Here is a 14551-nt window from a genome sequence, read left to right as displayed (position 1 = left end):
TAGGCTAAAGCCTAAATAAAAATTTAAAATACTTTGCTTACATAAGATGAAGATACTGTTAGTCGGTGGCGCAGGTTATATTGGCTCGCACATGTTAAAAATGCTGCTAGCTGCAGGTCATCAAGTCGTTACTTTTGACAACCTTTCCAGCGGTCATCGCGATGCGGTACTAGGCGGTGAGTTTATACAAGGTGACTTGGCCGACTCTACTACTTTAGACCAAGTATTTAGCCAACATCGGCCAGAAGCAGTGATGCATTTTGCCTCATACATTCAAGTGGGCGAGTCGGTCAAGCGGCCTGACATTTACTATCAAAACAATGTCACCAATACGCTTAACCTGCTCAACGTAATGCTGAAGCATGATGTCAAGAAATTCATTTTTTCATCCACCGCAGCAATCTTTGGCGAGCCTAATGCTGTACCCATAGACGAGCTACACCCTAAGCAACCTGTTAACCCTTATGGCAAGTCCAAATGGATCATAGAACAGGTATTAGCTGACTATGATTTAGCTTTTGGCTTAAAGTCGATCTGCCTGCGTTACTTCAACGCTGCTGGCGCAGATCCAGAAGGTCAGCTTGGCGAACGTCATGACCCTGAAACGCATCTCATCCCCTTGCTACTGCAGGTAGCCTCAGGCCGTAAACATGACATACATGTGTTTGGCAGGGATTATGATACGGAGGACGGTACTTGTATTCGAGATTACATACACGTGGTGGATTTATGCAAAGCGCATTTGCTGGCCTTACAGTACTTAGAAAAACAACAGCAAAGCAACCAGTTTAATCTAGGCAATGGCAAAGGCTTTTCGGTACAAGAGGTGATTAACACTGTACAGCAGGTCACCGGGAAGCCTATCCACATCATCAATAGCGCGCGCCGTCATGGTGATCCTGCACGCCTGATTGCTGACGCTACACGCGCACAACGTGAGTTAGGGTGGAGTCCTGACCTTTCCAGCTTAGAAACGATAGTGCAGCACGCATGGCATTGGGAACAAAAAATTACTGGCACATATCCTTGATTGCCCCTAACACCAAAATCTGATGTTCTGCGCAAAAGCTTTGCCAGTCCTTCACCTCGGTCCAGCCGCTTAAAAATACAAAATCTAGGCCAGCACGCGTGGCTGCTTCAAAGTCATATTTACTATCCCCAATAAATAATGCGGGGAACTGTAAGTTACCATTTTCTTTTTCGCGTGCGAGCACGGTGTCTTTATTATCCGGGCTGCCAAATAAGCCACCATCAAAATATTTAGCTAAATCGCGCTTGGCAAATAAAGTGCGTATCTCCTGCTGGTCACCGCCAGACAATATCATCCAGTTAGCTTGTGGTGAGGCTGCACGTAGCGCGGGCAAGCCCTCAGCAACAGCACACTCCATCAACACCACTTCAAGCTCGCGTGCAAACTCATCTAACAACACCTTCACAGCCTCTTGCGTTGCAGGCTGGTTCAACACTTCACGCAAGTACCAATCAAACTTATGATAACGCGAAATACCACCTAGCCTTACGTGGTAATCAACCAGCGCTTGCGCTTGCGCATCGGTTGCTCCCAAGCTCTTAGCGGTGCGAAAGTAGGCTTCGGTTTTAACCAGGTTAGAGTCAAGCACGACACCATCACAGTCAAATACGATGGATTTATATTTTTTAATATCTAGCTGCACACTTTAAGTCCCAATAAAAAAGGGCTTTGCACTAAAACTTAGTACAAAGCCCGATGATAGCTTGCTGATATTAAACTTGAGTGAAACTCACTCACCAGCTCACAGCATTCAGTTAAGCGGCTTTAATTGCACTCGCTTCTTTAGCTAACTTAGTAATATGCGCCCAATCGCCGCGTGCTACTGCATCAGCTGGTGTTAACCATGTACCACCGCAAACTACTACGTTAGGCAGTGCCAAGAACTGTGGTGCGCTTTCAACTGTTACACCGCCAGTAGGGCAGAATTTCACATCGCCGAATGGACCAGCAAAACCTTTTAATAGGTTGATACCACCCACAGCAACCGCTGGGAATAGTTTTAAGAAGTAGTAATCATCAGCATTTGCCATCATGATTTCAGAGCCAGTAGATACGCCTGGCAACAACGGCAAACCAATTTTACGTGCGTATTGACCTAACTCGCTGGTGTAGCCTGGGCTAACTGCAAACTGACAGCCAGCATCTTTAGAAGCTTGCGCATCTTTAAGGTTACGCACAGTACCTGAACCTAAAATTGCATCTGGCACGTGTTTAGCAATTTGCTCCATACCGGCTAATGCACATGATGTACGCAATGTTACTTCCAATACCTTGATACCACCTTCAAGTAGCGCTTCTGCCATTGGCACAGCATCTTCTACGCGGTTAATCACAATCACTGGAATTACTGGACCGTGATTAGCTAAATCTAATGTACTCATTTTTCTACCTATTTAATAAATTTTAAATTTCTTGTTAAGTTTGCGCTTTTAGAGTGAAGTCTATTTGGTCGAACCATTCGGTTTCAAAACACATTTAGGCAAGGCATTTAACCGAAGACAGTACGTTTAGTACGGCAAGGTTAAATAACGTAGCATAAATGCTGTTTTCAAACCGAATTACAGCCAGGTTACAGCGCCTTCTTCTGCAGATAATACGTTTTTACGCATACCACCAAACAACTCACGGCCAAAACCATGTGAGTTGCTATGGCGTTTGCTATCAGAAAGCTCGGCAACTTCACGCTCTGCCCACTCATCTTCATCTACCAGTACGTTCACCATACCTACCGTTGCATTCAAGCGAATAATGTCGCCATCACGCACTTTAGCTAATGGGCCACCCGCTGAGGCTTCTGGGCTTAAATGGATAGCAGCAGGAATCTTGCCTGATGCACCACTCATACGACCATCGGTCACAATCGCAACCTTAAAGCCTTTATTTTGCAACACGGCCATTGGCGGTGTTAACTTGTGTAGTTCTGGCATACCGTTGGCTTTAGGGCCTTGGAAACGCACCACAGCTACAAAATCTTTTTCTAACTCACCACGGTCAAATGCAGCCAATAACTCTTCTTGTGCATCAAACACAATTGCTGGTGCTTCAATAATGTGACGATCTTCAGGCACTGCTGAAATTTTAATCACACTGCGACCCAAGTTACCTTTAAGTAAACGTAAGCCGCCTGACTCGTTGAATGGGAATGCCGCTGTACGCACGATGGTTTCATCGCTGCTTTCTTTTGGCAGGTCTTTCCACACCACTTTATTTTCTTCTTTAACTGGTAACTTGCCATATTCACGTAAGCCACCATGCGCTACTGTCAGCACATCAGGGAACATGTAACCAGCATCAATCAACTCACGAATCACAAATGCAGGGCCGCCAGCAGACTGGAACTCATTCACATCTGCTTTACCGTTAGGGTAAACACTCGCCAACAATGGGGTTGTTTTAGCTAAATGGTAGAAATCTGTCCAGTCAATGATAATGCCTGCAGCACGTGCAATTGCTACCCAGTGAATCAAGTGGTTGGTTGAGCCGCCAGTCGCCAACAAAGCAACCATGGCGTTCACAATCACGTGCTCATCAACCATACGGCCAATCGGCGTAAAGTTTTTAGCTTTGACGTTATTTAACACCATTCGTACAGATTCACGCGTTAATAACTCACGTAAACCTTCGTGCGGATGCACAAATGCAGCGCCTGGTACATGTAAGCCCATGGCTTCCATCAACATTTGGTTACTGTTAGCAGTACCGTAGAATGTACAGGTACCTGCGCCGTGATAGGCCGCTGACTCTGAAGCGAGTAGCTCTTCGCGCCCTACTTTACCTTGTGCATATTGCTCGCGCACTTTAGATTTAGTGGTGTTGTCGATACCAGTGCTCATTGGACCAGCCGGTACAAATACACATGGCAAATGACCGAACTGTAGGGCACCGATTAACAGGCCCGGTACGATTTTATCGCACACACCTAGTAGCAACGCGGCGTCGAACACATCATGTGAAAGTGCAACAGCGGTGCTCATAGCAATGGTATCGCGGCTAAATAGCGACAACTCCATGCCTGGCTCACCTTGCGTGATGCCATCACACATTGCAGGTACACCGCCCGCTACTTGAACTGTAGCACCATATTTATGGGCTTCGTCACGAATAATATCTGGGTAGTTTACATACGGTTGATGTGCTGAAAGCATTTCATTGTATGCGGTCACAATACCAATATTCGGCGCTTTTTCTACAACAACGCGTAACTTATCATTGGCTGGCATCGCAGCAAAGGCATGCGCAACATTGGCGCAACCCAATCGGTCAGCACCGCGTGGTCGATTGACAATATCATCTAAACGATTCAAATAAGCAGCACGCGTTGGGCGGCTTTTCTCAATAATACGTTCAGTAACTTCTATATGGGACTGTTTCATAATTTTAGACACTCTACTCAGATAACTGACTTAACTAGCGGAACTTAGATAATAAAAATGACTTACTAAGTAAAGACAAACCTCAACCCCGATTATCGCTAAACTAAGGCTTATCGTCAAACAAAAGCCGCTAATTTAGCGGCCTGTTTGATATGATTTTACACTTACTTGATTGATATCAAATCATTTTTTTGTGACCAAAACATCTTCCATCATCAAATATTCCAGATCACAGCCATAAAACATATTCAAGGCATCAGTCGGTGAACAAATCATAGGCTCGCCTCGGCGATTCAACGATGTATTCAACACCACAGGCACCCCTCGTAGCTGTTCCAGATGCTCAATCAGCTCGTAATAACGCGGATTGGTTTCACGCGTAACGACTTGTGCACGCGCGGTGCCATCCTCATGCACCACTTCTGGGATACGTGATTTCCAATGCTCTGCAACATCAAAGGTAAATGTCATGTAAGGCGCAGGATGCTCAGTCTGTAAGATATCAGGCGCAACACGATCTAACATACTTGGACAGAACGGACGCCAGCGCTCACGATATTTGATTTGCGCATTGATACGGTCTGCCACGCCTGGATAACTAGGGTCACCCAAAATACTGCGGCAACCTAATGAGCGTGGACCAAACTCCATACGGCCTTGTAGCCATGCCAGCGGATTACCGCTAGCCAACAACTCGGCAGCCTTTTGCGGTGCATTTTCTACACGCGTGAAAATAGGTTTTTCCGGATGCGCTTCACAGGCAGCAATACACTCTCCTGAGGTGAATGCAGGGCCTAGGTACGCATGCTCCATTTTTTGAATAGAGTCACCCGCCAAGTGCGCGGCATAAGTCGCAGCGCCTAATGAGGTGCCATTATCGCCGGATGCCGGCTGTACAAATAACTCTTTAACATGCGGCATCGCAATAATACGCTGGTTCAGCTTCACATTAAGTGCCACACCGCCCGCCATCGCAATCCGGCCGGTTTCTTTGATGATATCACCTAGGTAATAATCAATCATTTTCAGCGCAACGTCTTCTAGCAGCGCCTGTACAGAAGCTGCATAGTGAATGTAAGGATCATCAATTTCATCGCCGTGACGTTTAGGGCCAAGCCACTCAATCAACTCAGGCGTGAAGTAATAGCCTTTGCCATTTTCTTTGTAACGACGTAAACCCACCACGTTTACCAGCTCGGTATTCACGCGTAAGTCGCCGTTCTCAAACGTGACTAACTTAGATAAATCATATTTACTTGCATCGCCATACGGCGCCATGCCCATGACTTTGAACTCACCGTCTAGCATCTCAAAACCAAGATACTCGGTAATCGCACCGTACATGCCGCCTAAAGAATCCGGATCATAAAACTCTTTGATTTTATGAATCTTGCCGTTTTCACCATAGCCAAAGAATGTAGTCGCATACTCACCTTTGCCATCAATGCCTACAATCGCGGTTTTTTCTTTAAAGCCGCTCAAGTGATAAGCACTAGAGGCGTGCGCCAAATGGTGCTCGACAGGTACGAACTTAGCCTTACTTAAACCTAAATCCGCCATAAGCTTCAAAGACTTATCGCGGTTACGGCGGAAACGACGGTTACCGTTAAAAATAGCGTCCAATGCACGGTCAGGTGCATACCAATGACGCTTAGCATAATGCCAGCGTGCATTTGTGCTCAGAGGAATTTCCGCATATGGGAACGCAACAATATCTACGTCCTCCGCCTTGATGCCAGCTTGCATCAAGCAGAACTTGGCAGCCTCATACGGAAATTGATTTTTGGCGTGTTTATCTCTAATAAAACGCTCTTCTTCAGCTGCAGCAACAATTTTGCCATCGACCAATATTGCAGCCGAGGCATCGTGACCTAAAGCACCAGATAAACCTAATACAATCATGCGATTACTTTCAAATTATGTTCTTACGCAAATACCGTTTTTATGACCAATAAAATTTTCGCTATTTTACTGGCTTAAGCTATTTTTGCACGAATTAAAATATTATCTTGTTCAGACAACCCATGTTCACCGTACTTTTGAACAAAAGCTTGCTTCAATAAAGCTTGTATTTCCGCATCATCAGCCCAGTTTTTCATCAGCCGTTTTAAATCTTTTATATGCTGCAGCTTAAACCAGAATGCGGCCAGCCAATGTATTGAGTAGGCCTGCATACTATCTAAATCAATTAACAGCGGGGCACCATCCACAATTTTAATATTAGTGGCTTTGCAATCCCCGTGTGCAAACCTGAGCAAATACATTTTGTAAAAAAGCGCCGCCAGATTTTGCGCCACGGCTTTTTTATCTTGCAAACTTATGCATTGAGCAAAATACTGTAGCGCGTCTGGCGCCTCAACATAGGCGCTCACAAAATAAGCACGACGCCTAAAGCAACCCCAACGTTCCTCTATCAGGGCAACTGGTGGCGGGGTTAATATGCCGGAAATCATTAGGCGATACGCATTCGCCCATGATTTAGCCGCTCTTGTCATGCGCAACGCCCGGCTTAAGCCATGCCAAAAGCCTTTTATGTTGTAACGCTTAATGACCACATCACCATCTGTCAACCTAGCCTTTGCCACAGTGCACGTATTGCCATTTTTGAAGTTAGCGTTTTTATCGAGCAATGCGCCATCCAATGTAGGCACGGCAAAATCTTTTGCATCAAACGTGCTGGCAACCGCAACAAAAGACTTAAAGCTTTTTGTTACTTTAACGTCAGTACAGGTTCTAAATACTTTTTTATCTGCATAACTACTTGCAACCTGACGGCGCACCTGCTGCGTCAGCTGCCAAATTTCAGCCTCAGCCAGTGGAGAACTCTGTTTACCTAAGTGCTCGCAGTACAGGCGGTATAGCTCGGGGATACGGTAATCATCCAGCGCATCCATTTTAGAGAACAATGTTGCCAGATTCTGCTTTTGCTTACCTGACGCAAATAAACGTGGCAGTCGGCGAATCCCATCACCATCCAAGGTAAAAATTCTAGCACTTTGCTCATCAGTCGAATCAGCCATTTGCAGCAGAAAATTCTTCAGATACAAGTCAGTTTGCAACAATCCAGCTTGGTGGTGTGCGGCAACTTCAAGCACTAACTTTTCAGCTAACTTTATGCGCGCAGGCGCATCTAGCGCTAACTCACTCCAGCAAACTTCTGCATTTTTTGCTGATGTAATCGCCTCTAACATCAGCACATGTTGCTGATGATCAAGAGACAGCCCGGCAAACAATATAGGCGGCGTGGCGATATTAGCCTGTAGCAATAACTCTATACCTTGTTTGTCACGTGCCAAATACTTGGCGGCGCCTTGTCCAAAAAACAGTTTGGCATAGACTAACTGCCCACACCATATGCCCTGACACACCAAGCGCTTAGCGGGCACCACGCGCACCACATCCCAAACCTCCAACACGGTGCCGTCAGCAAGCGTGATTAAAGGATTGCTGATGCCAAATTGCTTTAACTTTAAAGCAGCTGCGGTTGTAATCATTAAAAATTAAATACGCTAAGGTTTAATCACTTGAACAATCCGAGCAAGCTCGTTTTGATGCTGACTAATTTCTGCTTAAGAGACTGTTTTTCATGAGCTTTAAACATTTTCTTTGCGCGTTTTTCGCGTTTTTTGGCGAGCTTCTTAACGTCAGCTTTTACCTGCTCGCTATCATTTGGCCTAGCCACGTAAAGTGTGTGCCTAGACTCACCAGAGTCGTTGCTAATCGGGACCGCAGTATAGTAATACAGCGCGATTGACCTACGGCTAACGCCCTCAGGCATAGTCAACGGATCTGGGTGCCCATGGAAGCTATCTTCATCCGTATTAAAAATCACGCAGCGGTTAAATATAGGGGCGACGCTTTTCACCATAGAGGTCATGTCCCTATCCCACAGTTCCAGCATGCCGCCGTATGAGTCTTGCCAATCTTTATTGAGATAAATCAGCAGATTCACACGCCTTAAGGTTTGCAGCGACTCATTCACCCTGAAATCGGCATGAATGCCCAGCAGGCCGCCATTGCTAGTTTCATGCAGGCCGCCCCCTGAAAAATAAGGGTCAGGCAACAAACCGCGAATATTAGTCACACCTTCTAAAAACTGGAGCATAGGTGCCGAGTTAAAGAAAGCAAACGCATTACGCATGTAAACATCACAATCGTAAGGCAGTATCTGGCGTTTATGGGTGCCGCCGTAACCTTTTTGATAGGTTTTATCGTGCGCTTTCGCATCTTCTGGAAAGCGCGCTAACAGTTGCTCCGCCATTTCCGCTGGCAGAAAGTTATCAATCACGATATGAGGGTACGGCTCAGCAAAGGCATACTCGCCCATTAACTCTTCACCTATAGCACGTGACGCCGCATGATCCAACACAAAGCCATCAGCAGTTTCAATTGGTAATAGTGATTTCACATCGCTCATCATTTACTCTCAAACTTTTTCAAAATTGATTTTTTTCTTTTCACGCGGCGGTTCATGTCACTATAAAGCGCACGCAAACCAACCGTGCCGGCTTCAACATGGTCCAAAAACTTAAACAACTTCATCGGTGAAACAATTTTCAGCTTGTAACCATCCTGCTTCAATTTATCTTGCAATGCATAACCCGGAATGCGGTTTTCCATCAAAAACATATAGCCCTGTTGCTTCATCAACTCAACATTCCACAAAGCAAAAAAACTTTTTAAATATTCCTCAACATAGGGCTTAGGTTGCCTTGCATTAAAACCCAAAAACAATCTGAATCTTCTTGAATAATGCTTACAGAATCTTGAGCTAATGCGCCATGCAGTACGCAAATATCCGCGGTTCAACTGCTCCAAGCAACCGACAGCTGCCACTTTTTCATCGGCCAGGCAAAACTTCAGTGCCCAACCAAAAACACTGGCATCGTAGATAAAAGTATCGGTATGCATCAGGAACAAATAATCTGTTTTGATTTGCTGCAGAATCAGATCTAAGCCACGACCGTGCGCCACAAAGCCCTCTTCATGCTCAGTTGGCGATCTTTCAATCAAATTAATCCAATCCAGCGTGCGCAGGTATTCAACACTTTCATCTTGCGAATGATTATCCACCACCCAAACATCCACGCTATTCGGGTCTAGGTCAGCACTATCCAGATGTTTTTTTAACAACTCCAGGCAAATCTTAGTGAGCTCTAAGGTCTTGTAATTAACGAGCGCGATGCTAAATTTAGGCAAAGGATGAGTAGGCGTAATGTTCAATTTAATTCCATGAATAGACTAGGTTTAATCTTATCTTCTCGAGCGCTTAATAATCAATCGGCACAACACTTTGCTCAGAAAACTCAGTTTTTCAATATGCATATAGTGCTTAAAAAAGGCCAGCCTTTGCGTGAGCCGCCAACCTTCGGCATGGCGATTTAATGCAGCCAAGTCAAAGAATGCCCTGAAAAAGAACCAACGGCTAACTCTTGCCTTCTCCAAATCAATCAAGGCAATTTCTGGGGCACCCTCTGCATTTTTAACAAAAATATGCTTAGGATACAAGGCCCTATGCACTAAGCCAAAGTCGTGAAAACGCCGAATTTCCTCAGCTACTTTTCGTATCAACACCATTTGCTGTTGGCGACCTACTTTGGCACGCAAATCGTCAGACAAAACATCCAACGGCTGGTATTCGGTTAACGCCTCGGTCATTAACACAGCACGCTGATTTTCACCGGTGCCGCGCTCTGCATAAAAAGCCACTTTAGGCGCATGAAAATGATGCGCCTCTAAAAATTGTAGCCATGCAAATTCACGCCTAAATGTTGGCTCACCGCTTAAAGGGTGTAATAAGGTTTTGCGGCCATGATTTTGCTGTTTTTTTACAAACAAAAATAGCGGACTTGGATTGTCATTCTCTAATGCAATACGCCCCACACCACTCCAGCCACCGCGGCGCTGATTCGGCTCTTCAAACCATTGGATTTCAAAATCCCAAACCGCATCAAAACTATTAAGCTGATGACGTTTTAAAATGGGAGCATGCCGAGATGAAGCAAATGGCGAAGTAAATGATGTTGTCATGAATGAAAATTTGGCTAATAATTCTTTTGCGTAGACCACTCTTTTGTGCGTACTCTTTAAATGTGCTAACTGGGCGATTATATCAGTTAATCCAGATTCACTCCTCTAGCCTTTACCCTCTGCTATGCTATGATTTCAACAATGTTTAAATTGCTACTCAAACCCCTCGCTTTACTTTCGCTTCCAACCATCCATAAGTTAGGTACCACGCTTGGTAACATCCTGTATTTATTGATGCCGCAGGCTAAAACCGTCATTACAGAAAATTTAACTCAAAGTGGTTTAGTGCCCCAAGACACTGAGCTAAAATCGTTGATTAAACTGAACATGGCAGAGGCTGGAAAATCACTTCTTGAGAGCTTAGCGCTGTGGCAAAAAGATGAGCAGGAACTATTCTCGTGGGTAAAACCCTGCGCAGACTGGCACGTGGTTGAAGAAGCCATTGCAAAGAAAAAAGGAATTATTTTTCTCACGCCACACATGGGCTGCTTTGAAATCACCTCGATTTTTTACGGGGCGCACCACCCTATTACCGTGCTGTATCGCCGCCCTAAACTACACTGGCTACACGCACTAACGGTGGCTGGCCGCACCCGCCGGCAGGTGAAGTTAGCGCCAGCTAACTTGCAAGGCGTACGCAACCTAATACAAGCGCTAAAGCGTGGCGAAGCGGTTGGCATTTTGCCCGACCAGGTACCGGGCAGAGGCGAAGGCGAATGGGCGCCCTTTTTCGGCAAGCCTGCATACACCATGACCTTGGTAGGTAAACTGGCAGAAAAAACTGGCGCTACAGTGATTATGGTTTTTGGCGAACGCCTCAGTAACGGCGAGGGCTTTCAAGTACACATGACCAAACTTGAAGACGGTGCCGTTACCACCCCAGCGCTACTAAACCAGGCCATAGAGCAGCAAGTGAGCAAGAACATTACACAGTACTTATGGCAATACCCTCGCTACAGAGTAAGAAACCGCGTACTCAAACGCGAGCAGAAAAAAGCAGAGGCGGAGCTTTAAAACGCCAAGCTTAACGCTACACCTAGCTTAATCACATGAGCGCAACAGCATAACTTAACGGCATGCAACCACCGCCAATGCCTTAATCTACCTCGGCATGCTCTTGTTGTAATCTTTTCTGAAACTTATCACTGTGAAATTTGGCGTATAGCTTATCCGCCCTTGCTGCTACGCTCTGCCAAAAGCCTAAACTCACACCATCAAAATCAACTGCATAATGTCGCTTGAAGCGAAGGTAATCACGCGCAGTTAACCCCACATCCATACTGGAAAAATATAATCCTGCAATATCTTTCATCACCAACTTCAGCGCAGGTTGGGCTCGAATCTGCATGCGGTGCAAATCAATTAAGTACAACTTGATTTGGTTGCGCTGCAATGCCTGTGCATCTAAACACAAATGGCAAAGGTAGAAGTCTCGATGATTCAAGCCATTTTTATGTAGTTTTCTTGCCAGCTCTGCCACAGCAATAATTAAACGCTTTTTGAAGCGCACATCTGGCGGGTTGCCTTTCCATGTTGCGCATAAATCTTCTAAAGAAATAATATCGCCCAAGTCTTTAGTAATGATAAAAGATTGCTGAGTCGCCGGATTACAGCCACGCACCCCGTAGCCAACCAAAGGCGTAGTCTCGATGCCAATTTCATTAAGCTTCTGAATAGCGCTTACTTCGGTAAGAGCGCCTAAGATTGGCACTTTAAAACTTAAAAAGCTTTTAAAAATCTCTTTCCAGCCCACGCCAAAGTGCTGCTTAACAAAGTAGCTCTCATCGCCAAACTGCACCTGCACAGTACGCCTACCAGTAACGTTACGGTACACCCGCCCCTGCAACTGCATAACTTGAGCAAAAGCATCCGCGCCTAAAAACTTACTGATAAAAGCTGGCAATTCTAGTCTAGTCACGTGAGTTACCTCTGGTTTGCGCAAGCGCAATAATGTAATCCGCCTCAGCACTGTCTGACGATGTATTCTTAATATTGTTCGTGTAGTGCATGCCATTATCGCGCCATTGTGCTTGCTGCGGCGATTGCAACATTTGCGCTAACGCTTGATTCATCTCAGTTTGGCTATACGGCGCAGACAGCACTACACCGGCATCAGCCTGTGCAATGTGCGGCGCATAACCGCAAACCTCAGTCACCAGCACCGGCAAGCCAGCGGTCATCGCCTCAATCAATACCAACCCCGCCAGCTCAGAGCGAGCAGGATGCGCAAATACATCTGCGCCTACCATTAAATCCGCAACATCGGCACGGCCGCCTACATGCAGACAGCGATGCACAATAGCGCGCTTTTCACAATAAGCCGCGATATTACTATTTGACTCATACTCCCCTATCGCAACCAGCCAAGTTTTATCTTGCAGCGCATTAGGTAAAGCGGCCATGGCGTCAATGACCCGGTCTACCCCTTTGCGCATAAACGCAGAACCCACCGTCAGTACGATGTTGGCATCTGACGGCAAATCAAACTGCTGACGCGCATAACTGCGGCACTGTTCACGATTTTTATTGGCAAATTTGTCCGATGGTATACTGGGAGGGAGCAAATGAAACCTAGCGTCTGGCGTGTTATACCACTGCTGAAAATCCTGTTTTTCGCGCTCTGTAAGTAGCAGGATTTGGCAACTGCTTTCCACGCTCATCACCGCTTTTTCTGCCGCTGCAAAGAAACAATAGCGCCCAGTCAGGCGATAAAACCAAGAGCGTTCTTCATACGCACGCTGAATATAGCAAGGGTCTGCCGCGTAATATACATCCAAACCTGCCATGCGATTAAAGCCAACGACCAGATCCACAGGCTGCTGCTGTAACTTTTGCTGCATTGAATTGATAAGCGACTGATGACGCTGATGGTTTAACCAACCACGGCTCGGCAAAACCTCCACGCGAATGCGCGCATCCGGCATGTCTCCACGCCACTCACCGGTATAGATGGTAACTTCATGCCCAGCGTGCACACAGTCATGCGCGATGCGCAACATATCGCGCTGTACGCCTCCATATGGAAACACTTTAAAAATGAGGAATGCAAACTTCAATGGGCTAGAGGCTTTTTACAGGTGATGAAAAAATCTAATTGTATGCGAAAATGTCACATATGCTGAAACTGCTTATCGTTAAAACTTCGTCATTAGGCGATGTTATCCACAATCTACCAATTATCCATGACATCCGCACGCACTATCCAGATGCAGAGATTGACTGGGTAGTGGAAGAAAGCTTTGCTGACATTCCAAAACTGCACCCCGGGGTAAACCGTGTGATTCCAGTTGCACTGCGCAGATGGCGCAAGGCGATTTTTAGCAAAAACACCTGGTCAGAAATTAAAGCGGCAAAACGCAGTGTTTCCCAACAACCATATGATGTAATTTTAGATACACAAGGCTTGATAAAAAGTGGCGTGATTACATCAATGAGCTATGGGCACAAACATGGCTTTGATAAAAAATCCGCCCGCGAACCACTCGCCAGCCATTTTTACAAAACCAGTCACTTAGTTGCACGTAATCAGCACGCGGTAGCCAGAATCCGCACCTTGGCGGCACTCAGCTTTGGTTACCCTACCCCCACTGACTTACCGAATTACGGCATTGCCGCATCAGCACAGCCTAGCTTAAGCCTCAACGCGCCTTATGTAGTGGGCCTGCATGGCACCAGCCGCGACAGTAAATTATGGCCGGTCACGCATTGGGTCAAATTAGGCATGGAGTTAGCCAAACTAAATTTACAGCTAGTGCTGCCTTGGGCCAGCACCGCAGAGTTTCAACGAGCGCAGCAAATTGCAGGTGCGCTGAACAACGCCATCGTATTGCCAAAACAGAGCATTGCGCAGCTAGCTACCATCATCAGCCAAGCTCAAGCCGCTGTGGGTGTTGATACGGGTTTATCACATTTAAGTGTTGCATTAAGCATCCCTACCGTGGCTATTTACACAGATACCAACCCTGCACTTACTGGCGTTTATGCAGGAGCCCACGCCCCTGCTGTTAACCTTGGCAACATCAATATTATTCCGGAACCGATACAGGTAATGGATGCCCTGAAAAATATTCTATAAAAATTTTGCAAGTTAGCTTGAATTTCAATTCAGCATCCCCAC

At 45.9% G+C, this 14551-nt stretch carries 13 protein-coding genes; 3 read left to right on the top strand and 10 right to left on the bottom strand.

All coding sequences use genetic code 11. The annotated features are described in order from the left end of the window. Nucleotides 1-46: 46 nt before the first annotated feature. On the top strand, nt 47-1030 hold the full coding sequence (gene galE / locus VGD82_RS09675) for a UDP-glucose 4-epimerase GalE (RefSeq protein ID WP_331020193.1): 984 nt from the start codon (nt 47-49) through the stop codon (nt 1028-1030). On the opposite strand, the gene VGD82_RS09670 is transcribed toward galE, so the two are convergent. From VGD82_RS09670 to VGD82_RS09635, 8 genes are all read right to left on the bottom strand, one after another. Further along, nucleotides 1011-1673 carry an HAD family hydrolase gene (locus VGD82_RS09670; protein WP_331020192.1) on the bottom strand — a complete coding sequence of 221 codons (663 nt, stop codon included), beginning with the start codon at nt 1671-1673 and terminating at the stop codon, nt 1011-1013. The two genes, galE and VGD82_RS09670, sit on opposite strands and share 20 nt — an antisense overlap. Before the next feature lie 112 nt (nt 1674-1785). Next, complete coding sequence (eda, locus tag VGD82_RS09665) at nt 1786-2412, bottom strand: bifunctional 4-hydroxy-2-oxoglutarate aldolase/2-dehydro-3-deoxy-phosphogluconate aldolase (protein WP_015832665.1); 627 nt, start codon at nt 2410-2412, stop codon at nt 1786-1788. A gap of 177 nt (nt 2413-2589) precedes the next feature. After that, nucleotides 2590-4404: a phosphogluconate dehydratase gene (edd, locus tag VGD82_RS09660; RefSeq protein ID WP_331020191.1), complete on the bottom strand. Its 1815-nt coding sequence runs from the start codon at nt 4402-4404 to the stop codon at nt 2590-2592. A gap of 183 nt (nt 4405-4587) precedes the next feature. After that, nucleotides 4588-6306, bottom strand: coding sequence for a carbamoyltransferase (locus VGD82_RS09655; protein ID WP_331020190.1), 1719 nt, complete (start codon nt 6304-6306; stop codon nt 4588-4590). A gap of 74 nt (nt 6307-6380) precedes the next feature. After that, nucleotides 6381-7898, bottom strand: a complete 1518-nt coding sequence (locus VGD82_RS09650; RefSeq protein WP_331020189.1) for a lipopolysaccharide kinase InaA family protein — start codon at nt 7896-7898, stop codon at nt 6381-6383. A 26-nt stretch (nt 7899-7924) separates the two neighbouring features. Next, nucleotides 7925-8821, bottom strand: coding sequence for a 2OG-Fe(II) oxygenase (locus tag VGD82_RS09645; protein ID WP_331020211.1), 897 nt, complete (start codon nt 8819-8821; stop codon nt 7925-7927). Then, nucleotides 8821-9627, bottom strand: coding sequence for a glycosyltransferase (locus tag VGD82_RS09640; protein WP_331020188.1), 807 nt, complete (start codon nt 9625-9627; stop codon nt 8821-8823). Before VGD82_RS09640 ends, VGD82_RS09645 begins: the two co-directional genes overlap by 1 nt. A 30-nt stretch (nt 9628-9657) precedes the next feature. After that, complete coding sequence (locus VGD82_RS09635) at nt 9658-10434, bottom strand: lipopolysaccharide kinase InaA family protein (protein WP_331020187.1); 777 nt, start codon at nt 10432-10434, stop codon at nt 9658-9660. 141 nt (nt 10435-10575) lie between these two features. On the opposite strand from VGD82_RS09635, the gene VGD82_RS09630 reads away from it, so the two are divergent. Beyond that, nucleotides 10576-11448 carry a lysophospholipid acyltransferase family protein gene (locus tag VGD82_RS09630; RefSeq protein ID WP_331020186.1) on the top strand — a complete coding sequence of 291 codons (873 nt, stop codon included), beginning with the start codon at nt 10576-10578 and terminating at the stop codon, nt 11446-11448. 82 nt (nt 11449-11530) lie between these two features. On the opposite strand, the gene rfaP is transcribed toward VGD82_RS09630, so the two are convergent. Further along, nucleotides 11531-12352, bottom strand: a complete 822-nt coding sequence (gene rfaP / locus VGD82_RS09625; protein WP_331020185.1) for a lipopolysaccharide core heptose(I) kinase RfaP — start codon at nt 12350-12352, stop codon at nt 11531-11533. Then, the gene (locus VGD82_RS09620) at nt 12345-13490 is read right to left on the bottom strand and encodes a glycosyltransferase family 4 protein (protein WP_331020184.1); all 1146 of its coding nucleotides are present in this window, start codon (nt 13488-13490) and stop codon (nt 12345-12347) included. Before VGD82_RS09620 ends, rfaP begins: the two co-directional genes overlap by 8 nt. Before the next feature lie 59 nt (nt 13491-13549). Between VGD82_RS09620 and waaC the strand changes: the two genes are divergently transcribed. Further along, the gene (waaC, locus tag VGD82_RS09615; protein WP_414684496.1) at nt 13550-14509 is read left to right on the top strand and encodes a lipopolysaccharide heptosyltransferase I; all 960 of its coding nucleotides are present in this window, start codon (nt 13550-13552) and stop codon (nt 14507-14509) included. Nucleotides 14510-14551: the final 42 nt, after the last annotated feature.

This window comes from Methylotenera sp. (assembly GCF_036401095.1).
Lineage (GTDB): Bacteria > Pseudomonadota > Gammaproteobacteria > Burkholderiales > Methylophilaceae > Methylotenera.
The sequence above is the reverse complement of the archived record's forward strand: the minus strand, read 5'-3'. Positions and strand labels throughout refer to the sequence as shown.

What these genes read in the sequence shown, in the direction of transcription:
- galE (WP_331020193.1), top strand. Translation starts at nt 47, where the DNA reads ATGAAGATACTGTTAGTCGGTGGCGCAGGTTATATTGGCTCGCACATG.
- eda (WP_015832665.1), bottom strand. Translation starts at nt 2,412, where the DNA reads ATGAGTACATTAGATTTAGCTAATCACGGTCCAGTAATTCCAGTGATT.
- edd (WP_331020191.1), bottom strand. Translation starts at nt 4,404, where the DNA reads ATGAAACAGTCCCATATAGAAGTTACTGAACGTATTATTGAGAAAAGC.
- VGD82_RS09655 (WP_331020190.1), bottom strand. Translation starts at nt 6,306, where the DNA reads ATGATTGTATTAGGTTTATCTGGTGCTTTAGGTCACGATGCCTCGGCT.
- VGD82_RS09650 (WP_331020189.1), bottom strand. Translation starts at nt 7,898, where the DNA reads ATGATTACAACCGCAGCTGCTTTAAAGTTAAAGCAATTTGGCATCAGC.
- VGD82_RS09645 (WP_331020211.1), bottom strand. Translation starts at nt 8,821, where the DNA reads ATGAGCGATGTGAAATCACTATTACCAATTGAAACTGCTGATGGCTTT.
- VGD82_RS09635 (WP_331020187.1), bottom strand. Translation starts at nt 10,434, where the DNA reads ATGACAACATCATTTACTTCGCCATTTGCTTCATCTCGGCATGCTCCC.
- VGD82_RS09630 (WP_331020186.1), top strand. Translation starts at nt 10,576, where the DNA reads ATGTTTAAATTGCTACTCAAACCCCTCGCTTTACTTTCGCTTCCAACC.
- waaC (WP_414684496.1), top strand. Translation starts at nt 13,550, where the DNA reads ATGCTGAAACTGCTTATCGTTAAAACTTCGTCATTAGGCGATGTTATC.